The 21,589-nt window shown below is 61.9% G+C and carries 19 protein-coding genes and 2 pseudogenes; 17 read left to right on the top strand and 4 right to left on the bottom strand.

What is annotated here, in order from left to right:
- Nucleotides 1–158 precede the first annotated feature (158 nt).
- From M0765_RS04210 to M0765_RS04190, 5 genes are all read left to right on the top strand, one after another.
- Nucleotides 159–713, top strand: a complete 555-nt coding sequence (locus M0765_RS04210; RefSeq protein WP_258502195.1) for a hypothetical protein — start codon at nt 159–161, stop codon at nt 711–713.
- Nucleotides 710–1,804 (top strand): helix-turn-helix domain-containing protein, encoded by a 1,095-nt coding sequence (locus tag M0765_RS04205; RefSeq protein ID WP_258502194.1) that lies wholly within the window; start codon nt 710–712, stop codon nt 1,802–1,804. The genes M0765_RS04210 and M0765_RS04205 overlap by 4 nt, the downstream gene beginning before the upstream one ends.
- A 149-nt stretch (nt 1,805–1,953) precedes the next feature.
- Nucleotides 1,954–3,333 (top strand): protein kinase domain-containing protein, encoded by a 1,380-nt coding sequence (locus M0765_RS04200; RefSeq protein ID WP_342455970.1) that lies wholly within the window; start codon nt 1,954–1,956, stop codon nt 3,331–3,333.
- Between the two features lie 1,477 nt (nt 3,334–4,810).
- The gene (locus tag M0765_RS04195; protein ID WP_258502193.1) at nt 4,811–5,113 is read left to right on the top strand and encodes a hypothetical protein; all 303 of its coding nucleotides are present in this window, start codon (nt 4,811–4,813) and stop codon (nt 5,111–5,113) included.
- Between the two features lie 424 nt (nt 5,114–5,537).
- Nucleotides 5,538–6,413, top strand: a complete 876-nt coding sequence (locus M0765_RS04190) for a putative phage abortive infection protein (RefSeq protein ID WP_258502192.1) — start codon at nt 5,538–5,540, stop codon at nt 6,411–6,413.
- Between the two features lie 24 nt (nt 6,414–6,437).
- On the opposite strand, the gene M0765_RS04185 is transcribed toward M0765_RS04190, so the two are convergent.
- Nucleotides 6,438–6,740 carry a hypothetical protein gene (locus M0765_RS04185; RefSeq protein ID WP_258502191.1) on the bottom strand — a complete coding sequence of 101 codons (303 nt, stop codon included), beginning with the start codon at nt 6,738–6,740 and terminating at the stop codon, nt 6,438–6,440.
- A 158-nt stretch (nt 6,741–6,898) separates the two neighbouring features.
- Entirely contained in the window at nt 6,899–7,273 is a 375-nt protein-coding gene (locus tag M0765_RS04180) for a helix-turn-helix domain-containing protein (RefSeq protein ID WP_258502190.1), read from the bottom strand.
- Nucleotides 7,274–7,404: 131 nt separating this feature from the next.
- On the opposite strand from M0765_RS04180, the gene M0765_RS04175 reads away from it, so the two are divergent.
- The 5 genes and pseudogenes from M0765_RS04175 (at nt 7,405) to M0765_RS04155 (ending at nt 12,126) form a co-directional block, all read left to right on the top strand.
- Entirely contained in the window at nt 7,405–7,752 is a 348-nt protein-coding gene (locus M0765_RS04175) for a DUF2958 domain-containing protein (protein ID WP_258502188.1), read from the top strand.
- 426 nt (nt 7,753–8,178) lie between these two features.
- The gene (locus tag M0765_RS04170; protein WP_258502186.1) at nt 8,179–9,072 is read left to right on the top strand and encodes a LysR family transcriptional regulator; all 894 of its coding nucleotides are present in this window, start codon (nt 8,179–8,181) and stop codon (nt 9,070–9,072) included.
- Nucleotides 9,073–9,207: 135 nt separating this feature from the next.
- Nucleotides 9,208–10,182, top strand: a pseudogene (locus M0765_RS04165) (Bug family tripartite tricarboxylate transporter substrate binding protein).
- Between the two features lie 4 nt (nt 10,183–10,186).
- A complete protein-coding gene (locus tag M0765_RS04160; protein WP_258502185.1) occupies nt 10,187–11,368 on the top strand; it encodes a CaiB/BaiF CoA transferase family protein in 1,182 nt (393 codons plus the stop codon).
- Nucleotides 11,365–12,126, top strand: coding sequence for an enoyl-CoA hydratase (locus M0765_RS04155; RefSeq protein ID WP_258502183.1), 762 nt, complete (start codon nt 11,365–11,367; stop codon nt 12,124–12,126). Before M0765_RS04160 ends, M0765_RS04155 begins: the two co-directional genes overlap by 4 nt.
- A gap of 30 nt (nt 12,127–12,156) precedes the next feature.
- Here the strand turns inward: M0765_RS04155 and M0765_RS04150 are convergent, their stop codons facing one another.
- Complete coding sequence (locus M0765_RS04150; protein WP_258502182.1) at nt 12,157–12,471, bottom strand: hypothetical protein; 315 nt, start codon at nt 12,469–12,471, stop codon at nt 12,157–12,159.
- 930 nt (nt 12,472–13,401) lie between these two features.
- On the opposite strand from M0765_RS04150, the gene M0765_RS04145 reads away from it, so the two are divergent.
- From M0765_RS04145 to M0765_RS04125, 6 genes and pseudogenes are all read left to right on the top strand, one after another.
- The gene (locus tag M0765_RS04145) at nt 13,402–14,658 is read left to right on the top strand and encodes an HlyD family efflux transporter periplasmic adaptor subunit (protein ID WP_258502181.1); all 1,257 of its coding nucleotides are present in this window, start codon (nt 13,402–13,404) and stop codon (nt 14,656–14,658) included.
- Between the two features lie 41 nt (nt 14,659–14,699).
- On the top strand, nt 14,700–16,019 hold the full coding sequence (locus M0765_RS04140) for a hypothetical protein (RefSeq protein ID WP_258502180.1): 1,320 nt from the start codon (nt 14,700–14,702) through the stop codon (nt 16,017–16,019).
- Nucleotides 16,007–17,965: pseudogene (locus tag M0765_RS29395) on the top strand (glycosyltransferase); the annotation flags it as partial. The gene M0765_RS04140 and the pseudogene M0765_RS29395, both read left to right, overlap by 13 nt.
- A gap of 45 nt (nt 17,966–18,010) precedes the next feature.
- Nucleotides 18,011–19,366 carry an efflux transporter outer membrane subunit gene (locus M0765_RS29390; RefSeq protein WP_446751590.1) on the top strand — a complete coding sequence of 452 codons (1,356 nt, stop codon included), beginning with the start codon at nt 18,011–18,013 and terminating at the stop codon, nt 19,364–19,366.
- A gap of 211 nt (nt 19,367–19,577) precedes the next feature.
- Nucleotides 19,578–19,937: a hypothetical protein gene (locus M0765_RS04130; protein ID WP_258502177.1), complete on the top strand. Its 360-nt coding sequence runs from the start codon at nt 19,578–19,580 to the stop codon at nt 19,935–19,937.
- Between the two features lie 90 nt (nt 19,938–20,027).
- A complete protein-coding gene (locus M0765_RS04125) occupies nt 20,028–20,666 on the top strand; it encodes a L,D-transpeptidase (protein WP_258502176.1) in 639 nt (212 codons plus the stop codon).
- Nucleotides 20,667–20,776: 110 nt separating this feature from the next.
- Here the strand turns inward: M0765_RS04125 and M0765_RS04120 are convergent, their stop codons facing one another.
- Complete coding sequence (locus M0765_RS04120; protein WP_126747002.1) at nt 20,777–21,058, bottom strand: HU family DNA-binding protein; 282 nt, start codon at nt 21,056–21,058, stop codon at nt 20,777–20,779.
- 267 nt (nt 21,059–21,325) lie between these two features.
- On the opposite strand from M0765_RS04120, the gene M0765_RS04115 reads away from it, so the two are divergent.
- The gene (locus tag M0765_RS04115; RefSeq protein WP_258502175.1) at nt 21,326–21,583 is read left to right on the top strand and encodes a general secretion pathway protein GspL; all 258 of its coding nucleotides are present in this window, start codon (nt 21,326–21,328) and stop codon (nt 21,581–21,583) included.
- Nucleotides 21,584–21,589: the final 6 nt, after the last annotated feature.

The following is a 21,589-nucleotide window of genomic DNA, read 5'->3' as shown; positions in this document are numbered from 1 at the left end:
GGAGGGGCGTCCGCCGATCAGATTTCGATGGCAACTTGCGTGGTTGACGAATCTTAGATTTCGCACATAATCCGTTGACGATCAATCAAGAGTGCACAAAACATGCTCGTTCTCAAATCATCCGATGGCAGTCTCCCCCGGTCTTGAAGGAGGAGTATTTGAACGTGGTCTCTTCATGGTTTCTTGAAGAATGGCGAGCCACGGAAGACGACATGGTGCGTGACACGGACACGCCGTACACCCGAGGCACCACCCGCTTTGGGCGCCAGAAGCAGCGCATCACCCTGGAGTACCTATCTGGACTTCACCCTTGGCTAAAGGTTGAAAACAACGGACTGGACATCGTGTTTTCGATTTGCGGTATCCCCTGCCGCTTCAGCAACGACGACGCAGACTCGCCCAAGAAGCGTGCCGTTCTTGAGGTTCATCAGTTTCAGATTCCTTTGCTTGAGGAGGCGGAGCCGGGCGAAGCAGCACGCTTCGTGTTCGTGATTGATCAAGGTGCCGATGAGATGAGTGAGCCGCGGGTTGTGCTGCTGGGCTTCTCCCAGTCTGGGCAAGAGGTATGTCGTTGGACCTCTGGCGGAATTTTCAGGAAGATCGGCGAGGCAAAGCCATCTATGCCTGCTTCTGTCGAGATCAAGAAGCCGCTCATCACGCCTAAGCGGCGCCCGGCTGCCGATGACGGTGCAGAAGCGTCGGCGGGGCCATGAGTCAGATCCTCTGTTTCAACATCCGCCTTGCCCGCCTGTTCAACGGTCTGTCGCTGACCGAATTGGGGGAGAAGTTAGGAAAGTCGAAGCAGTACCTTAGTCGCATCGAGACGGGTGCTGAGCCTGTCTCTACAACGCTTGAGCAATCCTTGGTCGATCATTTGGGAATATTGCCCGAGTTTCTGCGGCATGTAGACCCGATGCCGCTCACAGAGGAGCAGTGCCATTTCCGAAAGCAACTCACCACAAAGGTTGCGCTGCGCCAGTATGCGCGTGCGCGCGGTGAGATGTTGAAGCGGCTGGTCTGCGTGCTGGATGAGTATCTCGATTTGCCCGACTACCGTATCGAAGAGGCCGACCCCTCATCTGATGAAACGATTGAGCGCGGTGCAGAAAGGTGTCGCGCCGAATGGGGCTTGGGCTGGGGACCGATTAGCAACATTACCCGGGTAGCTGAGAACGCCGGTGCCGTGGTCATGCGCGTTAACGGCCTGGCCCATGAAGTTGACGCAGTCTCGTTTGCCACTCGCCGACCGGTGATCGCGCTTAATGGCTCCGGCAGGTCAGCTTGCCGCGCCCGTTTTGGCGTCGCTCATGAGCTTGGACATTTCGCGCTGCATATTGGCGTGCTCACGGGGGATCGCTTGACCGAAAACCAAGCTAATCGATTCGCGAGTGCCTTCTTGTTGCCGCGGGCTTCATTCTTGGCCGAGAGCCATAAAGCCCTTAGGCGCTCGCGCCTTAACTGGGACGGGCTAAGCGAACTCAAGCTTCGGTGGGGCGTATCCAAGGCTGCGCTGCTCTACCGCGGGCGGCAGCTTGGAGTATTCACGGACGATCAAGTTCGCGCGGGCTACATCACGCTTCGGCGGCACGGCGAAGCTATCGAAGAACATGAGGACGCCAGCATGATTGTCGAAAGTCCGGAGGTGGTTGCCGACGGGCTTCAAATGATGACTGACGAACTTGGTGTACCGCTCGCCGCTGTTGCTCGAAAGATGTATGTCCAGCCGCGGCTGCTGAGCGATCTTCTTGGGCAACCACAAGGAGTGCGAAGCGCAGAGGTCGTCAATCTGTTCTCCGCGCCGTGAGAAAGCATTCAGCAAGTCGGTTGGCTTGGGTGTTGTAACGCGCACCAGTTGATTGCGTAGCTTCTTGGTTGCGGCGCGATCGAGGGCTGTGTGGTTGGGCACTCGGCATCTACTGGATAGATTGCGCGATATCGAATTTGGGGGCATCCATGTTTGAGGTTGGAACGGTGATTGACAACCGGTTCGTTGTACAGAGTCTGTGCAGTGACGCCGGAGGGATGGGGACTTTGCTTTTCGTCGCCTATGTCGGTATGGCGACGCCTGTCATGGTGTTGAAGTACTGCAAGTTACCGGAGGCTGAAGCTCGCTCTAGATTTCGAAGGGAGGTTCGAGTGATGCAGCAGTTCGAGGGCAATAGCTATGTCATGCCGATCCTTGCCGCCAATCTTGATCACGACCCGCCCTATTTCGTCATGCCGTTCTATGAGAATGGGGATCTGTCGGCTCGTGCGCAAATCATTCGAGACGATCTTCCAGCGATAGAGGTGTACTTCAATCACATGATTGATTGCATCTCGCAGCTGCACGCCCGATCCATTTTTCATCGAGATATCAAGCCGCAAAATTTTCTCCATAGTGGAAATAGGATGGTCGTGTCTGACCTCGGTTTGTGTACTGAACATGGGTCAAGTACCGCGTTCACGCGCCAGTCGATGTACTGGGGGACCGAGGGGTATCTGCCGCCCGAATTTTTGCAGGGTGGATTCAAAGACGCAGATGCTGCGGGCGATATTTTTATGCTCGGCAAGACCTTCTACTCCGTGTTGAGTGGCCGCAATCCGATCTACCTAATGGCGGATGGAATTCCTGGAGCACTGTTTCCAGTAATTGAGCGCTGCTGCGCCATGGCAAAAGCTAGCCGCTATCAATCGCTGGCTGCATTGAAGCAGAGCCTCAAAGCGGCCTTCGATGCGGTGCTTGGACGCGCGATAGGTCCTATCAGCGCAGATGGTTTACAACGGGCAATTACTGACCGGTTGAAGGCGTCTGGAAACTACGAGCCAGGAGAGGTTGGCTCGTTCATCGAAGCGCTAGCGATGCTTACTGCGCAGGATAAGTACCAAGTGTGCATGGCTTCGCCCAAGGAGCTTTTCTTGGTAATGGCCCTAGAAATCGACGCAGGTTTGCGTGCGCAGTTCGTGCAGATTTATCAGCAGATGGCCCTTGAAGCAACGTACGCATGGAGCTTCGCTGAGGAGATCGCGAGCAACATGAAGGTGCTGTTCGATGCACACAATGTCAGCGCTCAAACCAAGGCGGAAGCGCTGAGATCCTCGATCATTGCTGCTGTTCGCCAGAACCGCTTCGCTGCCATGGAAACTTGCACAAAAATGATTTCCTCAGTTGAGGATCCGGAACTGGCGCAGCGAGTCCATGATATTTTGATAGAACATGACTGCCATTTCTTGCAGCATATAGAGCCATCCGGTTGCCGCTCTCCAATCGTTCGTCACGCAATTGAAGGACTGAAGGCGCAGGAGGATGCTCGGCTGGCTGCATTGCCGGGCGCCTCACCGCTTAGTTTCTAGCGAAGCGATCGATCGAAGGCCGCCTCGACCGTTGTTTCCGGCCGCGTGTGCGAGCGCCATCTCCGCGACCTCGTTCGGATATTGCGTCTGCTCGGCGCGCCAGTCCCTGAAGGTCGAGCGGAATCCGCGCGGTAGTCGCGTCACCGCTATCCTGCGTAGCACGCCTGTTCCTTCGCCTTCATCCGCTTGGCCGGCACTACCCGCAGCGCGCCCTCCAAGTCGAACTCGGCTCAGATCGCCCCGCGCACCTCGCCGGACCGGGCCGCGGTCATGGATTGCGCGGTGCGTGTCGAAGGCCGTGCCCGGATCAATGCTGATTATTGGTCGACGAATTTCCTCGGTGGCCACTAACTGCTTGCGAGCAGGCCGTCGTGCCGATATGCTGCTTAAGCATTGTTCCTCTGCGGGTCGGCGTTATCTGCCAGCTTTTTCTGATGACTGGTCTGCTGCTCACCCCCGTTCTTCTTCCATTTCGGTTTATTTGCGGAGTCATTTATGTCGAGCTATGTTGGACTTTATGTGCAGCGCCTTAACTCGGGCGTCATTCACGGCGTCCAAGTCCGTGATCCCGGAGGCAACGAGCTGTCGCTATCGCCTGATGACTACGTCAATCGCGGTATTCGCCCTCTCATTGACGAACTACCCGACATAGCAGATTTCTTCAAGCGGGGCGCGCCATGACCATCACCTACGATCAATGGGAGGGGCTAGTTGGAAAGACACTAGAGGTTCGAGTTGGTTCTGAGATTTATCATGGGACGCTGATTGGGCTTGGTTCTTCGGTTATGGCTGTTTCCCAGACCGAAGTAGCTCGACCTTGGAAGCTACGCACTGCGTCCACTGATCTGGAATTCCATCCGGAGTCACCTTCGGTAGCGGTAGTAATCAAAGATTAGTAGCTCTCGGAGGCGCCTGTTGGTGTTCTTCGGTTTTGCAACTTGCTACTGATTCCCGTCTTACGGCGTAGCGGCGATGGCTATCCCCATCAATGAAAATTGCCCTAGATCCAGCGGGTTTCACCAGGTTTCTGAGGGGTGTACAGGGGAGGTCACGCGCGCGTGACTTGGTGTGAGACGACGTGAGAATATCCGCCGCATCGTGCATGTTGCCAGGGGCCAACATAGGGGCTGTCAGCTCGAAGCCGGTCAGGTACCGGCGCATACTCCACCGGTCCAAGTTCACCAAGTCTTCGATATCCCATGACCATTCATCGTGCCGGCGCCTTTGCTCATTGGAACTACTTTCTTGCGCTGGAAGATGACCTAGACCGTCTCTCAAGATTCGTGGACTTCACCGGAAACGATGACACCTATTCCTTGAAATAGCTCGTCTCCTCCTCGGCGCGAGCGCCGAGGTTGATGTTGTTCTGAAGCAGCTCTGCCAAAGGCTTGCTCCCAACTCTCAGGCATCATCGATTGGCGCGTATTACCCTGAGGTGACCGCAGGGTGTCCAAATTTCGTCGACTTTGAAATTCAGGTGCCGCGCTTTGGTCTGACTCATCGGCCCTGGGTTGGATGGACGGCTAACCAGCCGCCGATCTGGTGGTCGGATCACAATAAGGTCAAGCACCAGCGCGACCAATACTTTGTGCGCGCCACGTTAAAGAATTGCCTGAACGCGGTTGGGGGACTGTTCATTGCAGTCCTCCACCTGTACGAGCAGCAAGCAGCGAATGGCGAGCTGCTACAGATCCCCCGTCTTTTCAACGTCGAAGACCAGTACTTCGCCGGCATTCAGATGGGCCGCTACGGTCACAGCTTTAAGTACCGAGTACGCTGATGGCCCACTCTTAGTTGCGGCCTACGCGCGTGATTCGATATGAGGCGACCTGAGACTCTTCGCCGTTGAGGTGCGTTGCTTCGGTCCAACGAAGGTGGGACCGCCAAAAATTTTGAGGGCTGCGCGGCCGAGCACTCTCTAGGCTTTTCCTAACCCCGCCCAAGTCTTCAGGCTCGCCGTAGCTTTCGTTTGTTCGATGTGGTCAGGGACGCAGACGATGCGCTGAGCGCCGGGCTTCAAACTGCTGCGGATTGCTACAGAAGCGACACTTCCGGAGCGATGGTGCGTCTTTGTGCTTCACTTGGTGCGCTGCCCAGCGTTGTCTAGAGCTGGCCATGTCGCTAGTCTCGGATCTGTATAGAACAGCTGAACCGTAGTGTCACTCACGATGCTCGCGCTATCAGAAACAACTCGAGGAGAAGGAATGCTTGGCAAAACTGAACGCGAGGGAAGGACAAGCTATCGCGTGCTTCTACTACTGCTTGCCCTCACTTTGGTCGCATGGGGGCTTGGCGGCGGGTTGGTGTATTGGTTGAACCCTGATTGGCCAAGTCGAGGACCGGCAGGCGATATGTTTGGCGCTGTCAATGCACTCTTCACCGGCTGCGCTTTCGCCGCGCTGATTTTCACTATTCGTCAGCAGAGCCAAGAACTCTCACTTCAGCGTGAAGAGTTGAAACTTACTCGAGGCGAACTCGCGGGACAACGGGCTCAGATGGAATCGCAGGTTACTACGCTGAAACTGCAGCAATTCGAGAACACGTTCTTTCAACTTGTTCGAACGCAAGCCGACATTACTGCAGCGATCATTGTGCATCGCGGGCATGGCAACGTGGCGGGTGGTCGCTTTGCCTTGCAGCACGTCTATGAACAACTTCGAGACCGAGAAATCCCCAATGCAGGAACCAACGACCTGCCAGCAATCCAGCGGGCATATGAAAATCTGTTTGCGCAATTCGAGGGTCAGTTAGGCCACTACTTTCGGCACCTGTATCACGTCTTAAAGTTCATCGATTCGAGTGGAGTCGAAGACAAACGGCGATACACGACCTTCGTAAGAGCACAGCTTTCTTCGGTGGAACTGCAGCTGCTGTTCTACAACTGCCTTACTAGTTTTGGACGCGAAAACTTCAAGCCATTGGTTGAAAAGTACGGCATGCTGAAGCCGCTACCTTCCGTCGACCCATCTCTCGCGCATCGTCGTCACTACTTGCCAAGCGCTTTCCTACCTGAGAAATTTAATGCCGTGGATATCGTCGCAATAGGTGCGGTGGACGGCACCCATTGGACGGGTGAATAGCTCGTCCCTTGCGTTCGCTTGCTTCTAGAGTTTTTTAGCGCGTTTGCCCATTAGCGCGAACCAGATTCCGAGCAGTGCGAGCGCCACCAGCAATATCCACCCCAAGATCGTTTCGGGAATCGCCATCCGTAGCCACCAAGGGAACGCCGCTAACGCGTCTGGTGTTGAAACACCGGCACGAGCGAATATGCGTTCAAGCTTTCCGCTGAGGCGATCAAGTCGTAGTCCGAGCAGCGCAAGAATGCCGGCGAGCGAGAACAGTGCCTTCCCGATCAGGTTGAATGCGCCGGGGTACGACATCAGCAGACTGAAGAACCATTCGCGCATATGCCTCCCTCATGGATGTTTAGCATCACATCTGCGTGCAGACTGTGTTAACGCCGTTCTTCGGCGGCAGATGCGAACGGAATAGATAGTCTCGTAGGCCGAACGAATCCTCGATAGTGCGCGGACGCGATCCCAGCGAGGCGAAATTCTTGGCAGGGTCAGCTCCTGAGCGAGCGCTTTGCCGCAGACCGTGCCGGTTTGTTCAAAACCGCCTGATTCTTTCTCCGCAGCAAACCCCCTTCAGACGTCGGAGCGTTAGTCGCAACGATCCCCTCGAAAAGCACAGGCAAGGTCGTCCCCAAGCTGTAGCAGAGGGTGGCCAGCGTCATCACTGATGGATTGATGTGACCTCCTTCGAGCTTGGAGATCCGGGACCGCTCGACCTCCGCGTCGTAGGCCAAGGCCACTTGGGTCTTGCCAGCGGCAAGTCTCAGCTTCTTCAGATTCTTCCCTAGCGCCAGCGTTACCTCGTTAGGCAAGGTCCCCGCTATGGGTGCGGGCGGGGGTGTGGCTCTTCGACTGGCATTTTTCATCGCTTCCGAGCGTGAAGAAATGTGCATCTCAAGGAAACGTCTTATACGACACATGCGCGAAGATGTGCTCTTTAAGACATGCTCAAAAGCTCACTGCCTGAGTCGTTTGGACAGCGACCTTGGAGGCCTTTTTGAAACTCATCACCCCCGAGTTGCGCCAGCTATTGCTGGCCAACGGCAAGGCGTCGCGCGGCAACCCTCGTTTCGATCCGCACCCGGTGGTCAAGTGGGTCAACCCGCGCGGCGCTGCCAGGTGGCTCATCACTGAACTGAACCCCGACGACGCAGACACGGCCTATGGCTTGTGCGACCTTGGCATGGGGGCGCCCGCGCCGGGCCACGTGTCCGCGCGCGCACTGATGTCGATCCGGCTGCTGGGCGGCATGCTGGGCATCGAGCGCGACCTTTACTGGAAGGCGAACAAGCCCTTGAGCGAATACGCGCGGTTGGCGCGGCGCGCCGGGCGCATCGTCGACTGAGCCTTTGCGCCCTCCGCATGTGGCGCCGCGCGGTCACTGGGCTTGCTCGGATCTTGAAGGGTGACAGCGGCCGGCATCGAGGCGTTTTTTCCCTGAGCGGATCTTTGTTCCCTTGCCTCTACCAACGCCGGCCGCTGTCGGAAGGCAGTGTGCGTGCCGCGGGCGAAGTCAACGTGAAGTCCGTGCGAGAGTTCCGTGAAGCGATACCCGCCGTCTTGCCATGGGCCACTTCGGGTCCGGAGTACGCGTACTGTTGCGGGGTGCGCAGGGCGCCTGCCCGCGCAAAAGGCTTTTCCACCGTCTTATCCACCGCAGTGGCGGAGAACTCCCCCTCTGTGATGGGCGGTTTGGACGGCGGAGTGCCTCAAAGTTGTACACATTTGGTATTACATATCGCTCATAACTAACGGTGCAATGACGACCCCCATGAAGCTCGACTCCACCACCGTCCAACTCGTTCTTTGCATTGCCGAGGAAGGCAGCATCTCGCGGGCCGCCGACAGGCTGAGCCTGGCGGTGGCCGCTGCGTCCAAGCGCGTGACGGACCTGGAGGCGCAACTGGGCGCCAAGCTGTTCAAGCGGGTGCCCCACGGCGTGTTGATCACCGAGGCCGGCAGCCGGCTGATGGCGCACATCCGGCAGATCGACAACCTCATCGGCCGGCTCGAGGGCGATGCCCAGGTGCTGAGCCATGGCCAGGACGGGCGCATCCTCATCGGCGCGCCGAAGGCGGCCATCATCCAGTTTCTTGCGAAGGACATCGCCCGCCTGCGCGACGCCTACCCGCAGATCACGCTGAAGATCATGGAAGAGAACAGCAAGATCGTGCAGCAGTTGCTGCGCGACAAGGTGATCGATGTCGGCATCTATGAGAAGAAGAGCGGGTTCCTGGACCTGCCGAAGTTCGACTACCGGCAGGACAGGCTGGTGCTCGTGTACAGCCGCCGGCATTTCCAGTTTGCGGCGGAAGGGCCCGTGGGCATCGACGACTTTCTGGACTTGCCGATCGTCAGCCTCGGCAAGGGCTCGGCGATCCTGTCCGCCTTGCAGGGGGCCTATCGCAGCCGCGGCCGGTCGTTTCCCAACAACTTCTCGACCAGCGGTTTCGACACCATGCTGGCGTTGGTGCGCCATGGCTTGGGTGTGGGCCTGATGCCGCCCGAGGTACTGCGCAGCTTTCACCCCGAAGACGACCTGGGCTCGGCCGAAATCCAGGGCGACTGGCACCACCGCGCCTACGTGCTGTCTTGCGTGGAAGGCCATGCGCAGGAGCAGACGCTGCGCAACGTGGTGGACCAGCTGATCGGCAGCAAAGCCTAGAAAGAAAGCGGCCCTCCTGCGGCTGCGGCTTCGCGGATTGCGAAGCCAGGCATGCCTTTCACATTCTTGCGACGTCCTCTGCGCTACGGGAGAGTAGCGGCACTACTACGACAGAGACAAAGGACGCACGACATGATGAAACGCCGAGACTTCATTGCGGCCAGCGCCGGCGCGCTGGCCGCGCCCTGAACCCTCGCGGCCACAGAGCTGCCCAAGGGCATCGTCAAGATCTACGTGGGCTGGGCGCCCGGCGGCGGCACCGATGTGTTTGCGCGCATCGTGGGGCAGAAGCTCTCGGAGCTGTGGGGCCGCTCGGTGGTGGTCGAGAACAAGCCCGGCGCCACCGGCGCACTGGCCGCGGACTTCTTTGCACGCACCCGGTTTACCGAGGGCGTGAATCTGCTGATGGCCCATGTCAACACGCATGCCATTTCGCCGCACATCTTCAAGAGCATCACCTACGACCCGCTGAAAGACTTCGCGCCCATTGCCATGGTCGGCGCCACGCCGCACATCCTGGTAACCAGCGCGAAGAATTCCACCGGCTCCATCAAGGAGGTGGTCGAGCAGTGCAAAAAGAGCCCGGGGAAGATCAGCTTCGGCTCCTCCGGCACGGGATCGGTGCAGCACCTGGCGGCCGCCATGTTCAACATGGCCGCCGACGTCAAGAGCATCCACGTGCCCTACAAGGGGTCGGGCCCGATGCAGACGGACCTGATCGGCGGGCAGATCGACTACAGCTTCGACACCATGACGGCGGCCACGGCCCAGGTCAAGGCCAAGCGCATGACGGGCATCGTGCAGACGCGCCTGCAGCGGGCCAAGGGCTTTCCGGAAATGCCGACCATGGACGAGCAGGGCTTCAAGGGTTTCGACGTGTCCAGCTGGTATGGCGTGGTCGGCCCCAAGGACATGTCCAGGGACCTGGCCCTGCAGATCAATGCCGACATCAACAAGGTGCTGGCGCTGCCGGATGTGGTTGCGCGCTTCGATGGCTATGGCGTGGAGGACGGCGGCGGTTCCGTCGACAAGTTCGCGGCCTTCATGGCTGCCGAGTTCAAGAAATGGGGCGACGTGGTGCGCACCGCCAAGGTCACCGAGGAGGGCTGAAAAAATGAACCAAGCGCGACAACTGCCGCTGCAGGGCATTCGGGTGCTGGACGTGAGCCAGGTCATGGCCGGGCCGTTCGCCTGCATGCTGCTGGCCGACCTGGGCGCCGACGTGATCAAGGTCGAGCCGCCGGGCGGCGACCAGACCCGCGGCGCCATGGGCTTCAAGATGAAGGGGCCGGACAGCATGGGCTTCTTGAACATGAACCGCAACAAGCGCTCGCTGACGCTGGACCTCAAGAACGAGGACGACCGCGCATCGTTCTACAAGCTGGCCCAGACCGCCGACGTGATCGTCGAGAACTACCGCCCCGGCGCGGTGCAGCGCCTGGGCATCGACTACGAGTCGATCAAGAAGATCCACCCGAAGATCGTGTACGTCAGCATCTCCGGCTTTGGCCAGAGCGGCCCATGGGCCGACCGGCCGGGCTTCGACCTGATGGCGCAGGCCATGTCCGGCGTGATGAGCGTGACCGGCTACCCCGGCGAGAAGCCGGTGAAGGCCGGCGTGCCGGTGGCCGACATCGGCTGCGCGCTGTTTGCCACCTACGCGCTGCTCGCGGCCTACATCGGCGCGCAGAAGTCGGGCGTGGGCCAGCACATCGACGCCTCGCTGTTCGACGCGGCCATGGCCTTCTCGATCTGGGACATGTCCGAGTACTGGGGCACGGGCACGCGGCCGACACCGCTGGGCACCAGCAACAAGATGAGCGCGCCCTACCAGGCGGTGAAGGCGCGCGACGGCTACTTCGTGATGGGCGCGACCAACCAGAAGCTCTGGACCCGGCTGTGCGAACTGCTGCAGCGGCCGGACCTTGTCGAGCACGCGGACTACGCCAGCGTGTCGCTGCGCCTGAAGAACCGCGAGGCGCTGATCGAGGCGCTCGAACGGGAGTTCGGCCAGCGGAACAGCGCCGACTGGATCGACGCCATGCTGGCCGCCGGCATCCCCGCCGGGCCCATCCTGTCGTATCCGGAGGCATTCGAGGGCGAGCACGGCACGCACCGCCGCATGTGCATGGAAATCGATCATCCAATCGAGGGCAAGGTCAAGAACATCGGCTTTCCCGTCAAGCTGCTGGGCACGCCGCAGCAGGTGCGGCGGCACCCGCCATTGCTGGGCGAACACAACGAGGAAATCCTGGCCGAGATCAACACGCCAGCCGGCGCGGCGGAGGCCTTGTGAGTTCAGCTGACTGCGTGCGGCTGGGAGTCCATGCCTCGGGCGTGGCCGAGATCGTGATCCATCGCCCCGAACGCCACAACGCGATGACGCTGCCGATGTACGAGGCACTGCTGGACCACATCGGCGCGTGCGTGCGAAACCCGGCGGTGCGCAGCGTGCTGTTCAAGGGGGCGGGCGGCAAGTCTTTCATCTCGGGCACGGACATCGGCCACTTCAAAAACTTTCAGGGCGGCCGCGACGGCATTGCCTACGAGGCTTTCGTGGAGCGCGTCATCGATGCGGTCGAGCGCATTGCCGTCCCCACTGTGGCGGTGGTCGACGGCTGGGCCGTGGGCGGCGGCCTGGCTTTGGCCACGGCCTGCGATTTCCGGGTCTGCAGCGACGCATCGCGCTTTGGTGCGCCGATTGCCAAGACGCTGTCCAACACCTTGTCGTCGCGCAACATCGCGCGGCTGCAGGCCGCCCTGGGCGTGCCGCGCGTCAAGCGCATGCTGCTGCTGGCCGACCACCTGACGGCGCAGGAAGCGCTGGCTTGCGGCTATGTGCACGCCGCCTGCGCGCCGGGCGAACTGGGTGCCGCGGCCCTTGCGTTGGCGGACCGGCTCATGGCACTGTCGCCGGTCACGCACAAGGCCGTGAAGGAGAGCATCCGCCGCATCGTCGTCGAGCAGCGGCTGGACGACGATGACCTGATCGAGGAGGTGTATGGCAGCCAGGCGTTTCGCGACGGAGTTGCCGCTTTCATCGGGCGTGCCTAAGTAGTGCAGGGCAGTCGTGCCCTGATGGTTTCACGGCTGCTCGAACCGTATCTCGGCCACCGTGGGCGCGTTGGGCTCCCTGGTGTTGGCATTCGCAAGGGCGCCGTCTTTCTCGGTCTTGAACCAGTAGCGGCAGCCGGTTCGGGCAACCATCGTCACGCACATGGCGCCATCCGGGTTCAAAAACCATTTGCCCGAGGCGCGGCCCGGGCCGCTTCGGTTGACGAAGTCGACGCGGCCGTCGGCATAAAACTGCCAGCGCGACACCATGCCGCTCGCAAGATTGCTCGAGACGATGGGCCTGCCAATCAAGGTGCTCTCGATCTCGGCCTTGTTCAGGTACACGCGGTCGTGCGGTCCGGGGGCTCGTCTGAAATGGCGGGCACGGCAGCAACGCAAACAAGCGTGCGAATGGCGAAGCGGGTGATGGACATGGCATGCCCTTCCTGACGTTGCCGGAAACGTCATTCGTTCTTGGCGTCTTGATGAAGCAAATAGCATTCAATGGCGTTACAGCGCATTAACCATAAAGCGCTACTCGTCAGGGCCTCGCGCGCGGTGCGCGCGCCAAAGAAGGCGTGCTTTTTCCACAGGGCGGCTCGGCGAAGGCGGCGCTCATGGGCAGCAATGACACGACCTGTGCTCCGGTAGCGCCTCGGTAAACGGCCGAAGAGCGTGGGGGTGGCAATTTGCGGCGGCCCGGCACTGGGGGCTGCAAATCGCGGAAAAGCACTATGACGCCAACCGCAATCCCGCATGTATTGCCTTGTGTCGCAGGTATCGCTGATGTAAATGCGGCTGCGTGGGGGCTTTGCCACGGCCAATCGTTGCGGGCGTTGTCGAAAACCGTCAGCTTCGATCAGGTTGGTTACCGGATATGTTCAGCCGCCCTCGCGCACCGGTTTCGCGATGTGGAGCGGTTGAACCTTCGCGCCTCGCACTTCCGACCCTTTTCCTGCCCGCTCACTGGGCGGCCTGAGGGGCGCGGCGGCTGCTTGCCGCATGAGGTCTTTTGTTGTCAACCCGCTCAAAGCCGCGAGCCGTGTAGGACCTTTGCGCGAGCGGACGAGCGGCGCCAATGTGAAGTTCGCACATCTTGTTGCGGACCGAAGCAGTGGTAAATCGCCTTTCGCCGTACCTTCTTATTGCACTGCAGCATTGCGGACACGCTGGCCATCACGGTCGGCCGGCTCCGTTGTGCTGTGGGCAATTCCTTTCATTCAATGGATGTTGCGCCGGTCTTCGGCGCACGCCTTCGCATCAAAGAGGTGGGGTATGCGCGTGTCGAAACTGCCTTCATTGGTTTTCTTGTCCAGCGGCCAGCGCCGGCAAGCTGGCGCCTTTGTTCCCAAGCTGGCGGGCTATGTGCTGCTGGCTTTTGTGCTGTGGCTGATGGTCTCAACGCTGGTGCAGCCGCTCTTGTCGTCGCAGGCCACCCGGGCGGTGCTGCAGGCGCCGGTGGCGTTGATCACGTCGCCCATCAACGGCGTGGTCACGCAAATGGTCGTGCACGCCCGCGACACGGTAGAGCCAGGCACCACCGTGGCCACGGTGCGCAACCCGACCGTCAACCAGGAAATCCTGACCACGCTGCGTTCGCAGCACCTGGCGCTGCAAAGCCAGTTGGCGCAGCTGGGCAACCAGTTCAAGGCCGACAACCAGGAGATGAGGTCCGTCGGCCAGGAGGCCAACGTTCACCGCCAGGCCTCTGTGGCGCAAGCCTGGGAGGCCTGGCAGGTTGCTCGCCGGCAGCGCGATGCGGCGCACAGCATGGTCGAAGAGCAAGAAAACAAGGTCAAGACCAACCAGGCCTTGCTGGCCGAAGGCGCCATCAGCGAGCAGGTCATGAACGCATCGGTGGCGCAGCTGAACACAGCCCGAGCCACTGCGGCTGTGGCGGAGCAGGCGTTTGCCGGCCAGGCCCAGACGGTGGCAAGCGCGGGGCAGGGCGCCTTTGTGGGCACCAGCGGCAACAGCCTTTTCCAGACGCTGGCAAGCCGCCGCGAGGCGCTGCGCAACAGCGTGGGCCGCGCCCAGCAAGACGGCGCGGCCATTCTCCAGCAGCTCAAGCAAGTCATTCAGCTCGAAGACGAAGAGCGCCGCCGGGTCGAAAAGCTGTCTTCCTACGAGATCAAGGCCACGCAGGCGGGGCAGGTTCATTCGGTGCTCGCGCCTGAGGGCGCCTACGTCACGGCCGGTGCCTCGCTGGTGCGCGTGACCGACTGCAGCCGCCTGGGCGTGGTGGCTGTGTTTCCGGCGCGTGTGGCCAAGCGCCTGGGCATCGGCTCCATGCTCGACGTGAAGATCGGCGAAAACTCCAAGTCGATGCCTGCGCGGGTCGAGCAATTGCTGCCGGTGGCTTCAGAAGAACTGCAAAGCACCTACAGCGTGCCGTTCCCTTACGCGGAGCAGGGCTCCCTCTACGCCGTGGCGCGCATCGAAAGCAAAGAGGCGCCAGCGGCTCCGGCGGATGGAGGCAGCAACATGTGCGCCCCCGGCAAGGTGGTGACGGCCACCCTTCAAAGATCCTGAGCACAGGCAGAAATGCACCGCCCAGCAGCCGGAACAAGCCCATGCAGGTTCTCTCCTCCATTCCGCGCACCTTGGCGCATTGCGCTCTCGCATCGATGGTGTCGATGTTGCTGATGCCCGCGGCCCATGCGCAAAAGCCTGGCGCCACGCAGCAGCAGCTCGCGCGCCAAAGCTGCGAGGGGCTGCGCCGCGCGGTGGTTGAAGACCAGAAGGGCGCAGCCTCGGGGCCGTTGTTCCTTGCGAGCTACCGGCTTGGGGACAACAAGCAGGGCCCGCCGCTGGAGCCCGCGCTGGCCGGCGCAGCCTTTACTTATGACAACGCACTGGCCGGCATTGCGCTGCTGGCCTGCGGCGACACGGCTTCGGCCAAGCGCATCGGCGATGCCGTGGTGCGCGCCATGGAGCGCGACCCGGGCATGCCCGACGGCCGCGTGCGCAACGCCTATCGCGCCGGGCCCATGACCGAAGACAAGGCCGCGCTGCCGGGCCGCTGGGATGCGGGCAAGAAGCAATGGATTGCCGATGCCTACCAGGTGAGCACCGCCACCGGCAACGTGGCGTGGGCCGCGTTGCTGCTGCTGAACCTTTCAGAGGCGGAGCGGTCGCCGGCCTACCTGGACAGCGCGCGCAAGCTGCTGGGCTGGATCGAGCAGCGCACCCGCGCCAAGAATGCGCCTGACGGCTACAACGGCGGCTGGTATGGCTGGGACAACGCGCAGCGCGCGCAGACCTGGAAGTCCACCGAGCACAACATCGACATTGCCATGGCGGCAGCCTGGGCCGCGCGCGCGGGCGGGCCCAATGAAGCCGAGCGCCAGCAGGCCCGCACCGCGCTCGACTTCGTCAACCGCATGTGGAATGGCTCGGAGCAGCGCTTCAACATCGGCACCAAGGAGGACGGCGCCACCATCTCCACCGAAGCCTCGGGCCTCGATGCGCAGCTGTGGCCTTTGCTGGCGGCGCCTGAAGGCTCTTGCACCTGGACGCGTGCCCTCGACTGGGTGGACAAGAACCATCGCTTCGCCGAGGGCTACGGTTTTTCGCGCAACCCCGACGGCATCTGGACCGAGGGCAGCGCGCAGGCCGCCGCCACGCTGGTGGCGCGCAAGGGCAGCGCACCCGAGGCGCTGTGGCAGCTGCTTGCATCGCAACGTGCCGACAACGGCCTGTATTACGCAACCCCGAGCGCCCGCATTTCCACCGGCCTGGCCATAGGACCGGACTCGACGGGCGCCGACTTCTACTACTACCGCTGGCCCCACTTGGGCGCTACCGCCTGGATTGCGCTTGCCGCAACCGGCTTCAACCCCTTCACCGGCAAGACCATTGCCGCAGGAGCTATCCCATCATGTCCAACCTGATCGCTACGCCGGAGTTCCAGCTCAACGCCCTTGTTGCGGGCCTCGCGCTTCTCCTCATGTCATTGGCGCGGGTCGATCGCACCAGCCATCGCATGGTGTTTGGCGCGCTTACCGCGCTGCTGCTGATGCGCTATGCCGTGTGGCGCGTGGTGGCCACCATGCCGCCTTCGGACCTGGGCTTTGAAACGCTGTTTGCATGGGTGTTTCTGGCCTTCGAGCTCACGGCCATCGTCTACACGTTGATGTCCATCCACATGCTGGTGGGCCGGCGCGACAACACGCCGCTGGCCGATCTCGGCGAGGCCGAGCTGCGCCGCCGCGGCGACAAGGTGCCTGCGGTGGATGTGTTCATTTGCACCTACAACGAAGAACTGGCGGTGCTCGAAAAAACCATCATCGCCGCGCAGGCCATCGACTATCCGCGAGTGAACGTCTGGGTGCTGGACGACACCCGGCGCGACTGGCTGCGCGACTACTGCGAGCGCAAGGGCGTGCACTACGCGCGCCGGCCCGACAACAGCCACGCCAAGGCGGGCAACATGAACAACGGGCTGAAGATTTCCGCGGGCGTAACCAACGCGCCGTACATCCTGGTGCTCGACGCCGACTTTGCGCCGCAGCGGCAAATCATCTACCGCATGCTCGGCCTCTTTGCGGACCGCAAGGTCGGGCTGGTGCAAACGCCACAGTTCTATTACAACGCCGATCCCATCCAGCACAATCTGCGTGCTACGGACAGCTGGGTCGACGAGCAGCGCGTGTTCTTCGACGTGCTGCAACCCGCGAAGGACGCGGCGGACTCGGCCTTCTGCGTGGGCACGTCGTTCATCGTGCGGCGCGACCTGATCACGGCTGCGGGCGGCTTTCCGGTGGGCAGCGTGTGCGAAGACATCCACACCACCTACCTGCTGCTGCGCAAGGGCCACATCACGCGCTGGCTGGGCGAGCGCCTGTCGAACGGCTTGTCGGCCGAGAGCATCATCGACTACATCAATCAGCGCAGCCGCTGGTGCCTGGGCACGGTGCAGCTCGCGCTGCTGCCCAACGGTCCGCTGCGCGGCAAGGGCTACAGCTTCTCGGCGCGGCTGCACTTCCTGCACGGGCTGCTGCATTGGCTGGGCAAGCCGTTCATGGCAATGATCATGCTGGCGCCTGCGCTTTATTGGTACGCGGGCGTGTCGGTGTTCCATGCCACGCCGCAAGCCTTTGCTTCGTTCGGGTTGCCGCCGCTCATGATGTTCTGGGCCTACAGCTACTGGATCAGCCAGCGGCGGTGCCTGCCGGTGTTCAGCGAGGTGAGCCAGCTCGTGGCCGCCATGGCGGTAACGGGCACGCTTGCCAGCGCAATGCTGCGGCCCTTCGGCCGCCCCTTCAAGGTAACGAACAAGGGGCTCGACCGCTCCAAGACGGTGGTGCACTGGAAGCTGGTGGCCGTGTTCGGCGGGCTGCTGGTGGCGCTGCAACTGGGCGGCGCATCGGTGGCCTTGAGCGGCGAGGAGCTCACGCCCGGCGACGAACTCAATCTGGTGTGGACCGGCATTGCGCTTGTTCTTTGCCTGGCGGCGCTCATCGCCTGCGTCGATCTGCCGCGGCCCGATCAGGAAGAGCGCTTTCCCTGGCGCGCGCGCACCCGGCTGCGAACGGCCGCCGGCGAAATCGACTCGCGCTTCGTCAACATTGCTGCGGATGGCGCGCTGCTCGAATCGCGCGCTCTCAAGCGCATGCGCGTGGGGCAGCCGCTGGAGGTGTACGTCGAGCCAGTCGGCTGGTTGCCTGCGAAGCTTGCCGGCAAGAGCTCGGCCGGTGCCGAACTGCGATTTGCCGGCACCGAGGCGCAGCGCGAACGTTTGGTAAGCCATGTGTTCAACGTGCCCCCGAGCCACGTCGCGGTTCAGGTACGGCCATGGCGTGCCGCGTCGGCCCTGCTCGCCAGCGCAGGATTCGGCGCGCCCGAAGCGGGTTTCGTGCGTTTTTCTCTGCGGCTCATCTTGATGGTGCTGGCAGTGTGCGTGGTGCTGGTGGTGAGCGGCTGCAACATGACTCCACCCATGAAGCAACCCGACCTGGCGTTGCCTTCGCAATTCCCTGCGGGCACCGCGACGCCCAACGCCGAGCCGGTCGAATGGCGCAACTTTGTTCAGGACGATGAACTGCGCGGGCTCATAGCCACCGCGCTCACCCAGAACCGGGACCTGCGCGCCTATGCCGCGAAGGCCCGCGAAGCGCGCGCCGTGTATGCGGGAAGCCGTGCCTCGCTGTTCCCGCAAATCGGGTTGTCGGGCCATGCGCAGCGCGCGCAAACCACGCCGCAGGGTTCGCTCAGCCCGGTCGGCAATGTGCCGTCCGACGGGCGTGTGTCGAACAGCTTCGACATCCAGGCCGGCGTCACGTCTTACGAGCTCGATTTTTTCGGGCGCCAGCAGAGCACGGCGCAGCAAGCCGGCGCGTTGGCCGAGGCGGGCGACAAGGACTTTGCCGCGGCCCGCATGAACCTGGTGGGGGAGGTGTCGAATGCCTATCTCACCCTGCGCGCCGACCGCGCACTGCTGGCGCTGGCAAATGCCAACGAAAGCGGCCTGGCCTCCAACGCCGACATGATCGGCCGCGCCAAGGCGGCCGGCGGTGCGGCGCAGCTTGACGTGTACCGCGCGCAGTCGCTGCTGCAGAACGCACGGGTGCGGCAAGAAGAATTCCGCATGCGCGTTGCGCAAGACCTGCAATGGCTGAACGTACTGGTCGGCCAACCGGTGCCGCCCGACACGGGCAGCGCACGGCCCTGGCCCCAGAGCTCCACGGCGACGGTTGCGGCGGGCCTGCCGTCGAGCCTGCTTCAGCGGCGTCCGGATCTTCTGGCGGCCTATTCGCGGGTGGAAGCCGCCAACGCAGGCGTGGGAGCGGCCAAGGCAGCCATGCTGCCCACCATTTCGCTCACGGCGCTGGCGGGCGGCATCAGCGGAGATTTGTCGACGCTGCTGAGCAGCGGCAACAGGAGCTGGGCTGGCGTGCTGGGCGTGTCGCTGCCCATCTTCGATTGGGGCCGCCGCTCGGCCAATATCACCGGCAACGAAGAGCGGTTGGCCGCCGCCATGGCCTCTTACGAGTACGCGGCGCAAGTCGCATTCCGCGAGACTGCCAATGCACTGATTGCCGACGACCACATGCGCCCGCAACTCGAGGCACAGCACGCCCGCGTGCAGGCGCTCGAAAAAGTGGCGAGCATTTCGCGCACGCCGGTTCCGCGGCGGCCTGGAAGATTATTTTTCGAGCCAGGACGCGCAACGCGAGCTCTATTCAGAGCAACAGCAGCTCATCGAGATGCAACTGAAGCAGGCTGTGAACATGGTTAACCTTTACAAGGCGCTCGGCGGCGGCTGGCGCGGCGCGTAATGGCATCGCATCAGCGCATGCAAGCGCGTCAAATTTCACGACTTGTGCGGATCGTGGATTGCGCGCTGTCGTCTTCGCGCCGCTCCCTGCGTTCTTGATTGCAGACTGCGCTCGCGCTGGGCATCCGCCCCCGGGTTGCCAGTCGCAATCAAGACTTCAGGGAAATTACAGATGAAAATCAAGCACTCGGTGGCTCACGTTCTGGTGACCTCGGCCATGGCCTTCGCAATCGCACCGGCAATGGCGCAAGGCGTTGCACAAGCGGCAAAGACCGACATGCCAGCCATCTCGGGCAACGTGTACATGCCGGCCGGACAACAAAACCAGACCGGCGGCCCCATGGGCGAAACCGGCACCACGCTGCAAGCCGCCATGCCCGCCGCACCTGTGCGCGTGGTTGCCCCGGCACCGGCGCCCGAGCCGGTGCGCATGGTGGCGGCGCCGGCACCGGCACCCGTTGCTGCGCCAATGCCCGCACCTGAGCCGGCGCCCGCACCGCCGGTGCGCCGCGCCCGCGCTGACCGCGGCTGATCGACTGCGCCTCCGGCGCCTTGGCGTGGCCGCCAACTTTGAGTTGCGGCCACGCTCCGAGCCGGGTTCTCGCGCCATGTTTTGCCGCTTATGAAAAACTCCCTGCTCCTGTCTTTTGCGCTTGCATGCGGGGCAGCCTTCATTCACGCGGCAACCGGTGCTGCCGAGAATTCCGCAAGCACCCAAGCATCGGTCGAAGTGCGGCAGCTGGCGCAAGCAGCCACCAGCGCGCAAGACAACCAAGGCCTTCCTTTCGTAATCGTCGACAAGAAGAAGGCGCGCGTTTTCATCTTTGGCGCTGACGGTACCCTGCAAGGCGCATCGCCCGTGCTGCTGGGGCTCGCGCAAGGAGACGAGTCGGTGCCAGGCATCGGCGAGCGAAAGCTTTCCGACATACGCCCTGATGAACGCACCACGCCCGCCGGGCGCTTTGTCTCAGAGCCTGGCGTCAACCTGCAAGGCGAAGATATTGTCTGGGTGGACTATGGCGCGGCCGTGTCCATGCATCGCGTTCGAACGAACAACAAGTCAGAGCGGCGGCTGGAGCGGCTGGCGTCGGCAAATGCGGAAGACCACCGCATCTCCTATGGCTGCATCAATGTGCCCGCGGCGTTTTACGACACCTATGTGAAGCCGGTGTTCGGCAGTGCGCGCGGCGTGGTCTACGTCTTGCCCGAGAAGCAGCCTGCACGCGCGTATTTCAGGTTCTTGCCCGAAGGCGACGGTTGACCCGGCGCCGGGCTTTGTACAGCGGTGCGCTGCAGGTTGGCGCGCTGGCCCGAAAACGTATTCGAGCCGGCGAATCGCCAACTTTGGATCGGGGCTGGTGCCCTGATCGATCAGCCCACCTGGTTGATCGCGTCCTTCAACGCCTTGCCGGCGGCGAACTTGGGGCTCTTGCTGGCCTTGATGGTGATCGCTTCGCCGGTCGATGGGTTGCGGCCCTGGCGCTCGGCGCGGCTCGCCACGGTAAAGGTGCCGAAGCCGATCAGCTGAACGGTTTCTCCACGCACCAGGGCGCGCGACAGATGCTCGAGCGCCGAGTCGAATGCGCGGCCTGCGTCGGCCTTGCTGAGGTTGGTGTCTTCTGCGATTGCGGCAATGAGGTCGGTCTTGTTCAAAACAGGAGTTCCTTTCAATAGAACGGTTGAAAAAAGATAGGTACAGCACCCGAGTTTGACTGAATGCGAACGCCGAATTCCCGCGCGGCGAGAACTTCGCCGAAGGGTGTGTGGCGTACTGGACAGAGTTGTACCCTAGTTGCGGTGTTACACGTAACCAATCCCGAACGTGAAACATTTCCTGTGGGAATTCGGGCGCACCACGTATCTTCGTGGCCAAGCCAAACAGGGCAACTTTTGAACTTGCCGGCTTGCACACCCACAGCAATGAATAACTCGGAATCTTCGGTCCTGCGCATCCGCAACTGGCGCGGCACATTGATGGCCGCCCTCATCGGCCTGCTCATCGTCATGGCAATGATCATGAAGTGGCTGGTCGAATTTCAGGTGGATGCGGCCGAAGAGCGCCGCTCGCTGGAGGCGCTTGCGCGCGAGGCCGAGGCGCGCTGCTTTGCATTGGCTTCGTATCGCGCAACGGAGGCGTGCCGGGCGGCGCACGCAGCACGCGCCAATACGCAGAAATAACGGGCC

It is taken from the genome of Variovorax sp. S12S4 (assembly GCF_023195515.1).
Classification (GTDB): Bacteria; Pseudomonadota; Gammaproteobacteria; order Burkholderiales; family Burkholderiaceae_C; genus Variovorax.
Note: the sequence above shows the minus strand (reverse complement) of the source record. Positions and strands in the feature narration are given on the sequence as shown.

What these genes read in the sequence shown, in the direction of transcription:
- M0765_RS04160 (WP_258502185.1), top strand. Translation starts at nt 10,187, where the DNA reads ATGAACCAAGCGCGACAACTGCCGCTGCAGGGCATTCGGGTGCTGGAC.
- M0765_RS04180 (WP_258502190.1), bottom strand. Translation starts at nt 7,273, where the DNA reads ATGAAAAATGCCAGTCGAAGAGCCACACCCCCGCCCGCACCCATAGCG.
- M0765_RS04130 (WP_258502177.1), top strand. Translation starts at nt 19,578, where the DNA reads ATGAAAATCAAGCACTCGGTGGCTCACGTTCTGGTGACCTCGGCCATG.
- M0765_RS04170 (WP_258502186.1), top strand. Translation starts at nt 8,179, where the DNA reads ATGAAGCTCGACTCCACCACCGTCCAACTCGTTCTTTGCATTGCCGAG.
- M0765_RS04200 (WP_342455970.1), top strand. Translation starts at nt 1,954, where the DNA reads ATGTTTGAGGTTGGAACGGTGATTGACAACCGGTTCGTTGTACAGAGT.
- M0765_RS04145 (WP_258502181.1), top strand. Translation starts at nt 13,402, where the DNA reads ATGCGCGTGTCGAAACTGCCTTCATTGGTTTTCTTGTCCAGCGGCCAG.
- M0765_RS29390 (WP_446751590.1), top strand. Translation starts at nt 18,011, where the DNA reads ATGGTGCTGGCAGTGTGCGTGGTGCTGGTGGTGAGCGGCTGCAACATG.
- M0765_RS04190 (WP_258502192.1), top strand. Translation starts at nt 5,538, where the DNA reads ATGCTTGGCAAAACTGAACGCGAGGGAAGGACAAGCTATCGCGTGCTT.
- M0765_RS04185 (WP_258502191.1), bottom strand. Translation starts at nt 6,740, where the DNA reads ATGCGCGAATGGTTCTTCAGTCTGCTGATGTCGTACCCCGGCGCATTC.
- M0765_RS04125 (WP_258502176.1), top strand. Translation starts at nt 20,028, where the DNA reads ATGAAAAACTCCCTGCTCCTGTCTTTTGCGCTTGCATGCGGGGCAGCC.
- M0765_RS04205 (WP_258502194.1), top strand. Translation starts at nt 710, where the DNA reads ATGAGTCAGATCCTCTGTTTCAACATCCGCCTTGCCCGCCTGTTCAAC.
- M0765_RS04140 (WP_258502180.1), top strand. Translation starts at nt 14,700, where the DNA reads ATGCAGGTTCTCTCCTCCATTCCGCGCACCTTGGCGCATTGCGCTCTC.
- M0765_RS04115 (WP_258502175.1), top strand. Translation starts at nt 21,326, where the DNA reads ATGAATAACTCGGAATCTTCGGTCCTGCGCATCCGCAACTGGCGCGGC.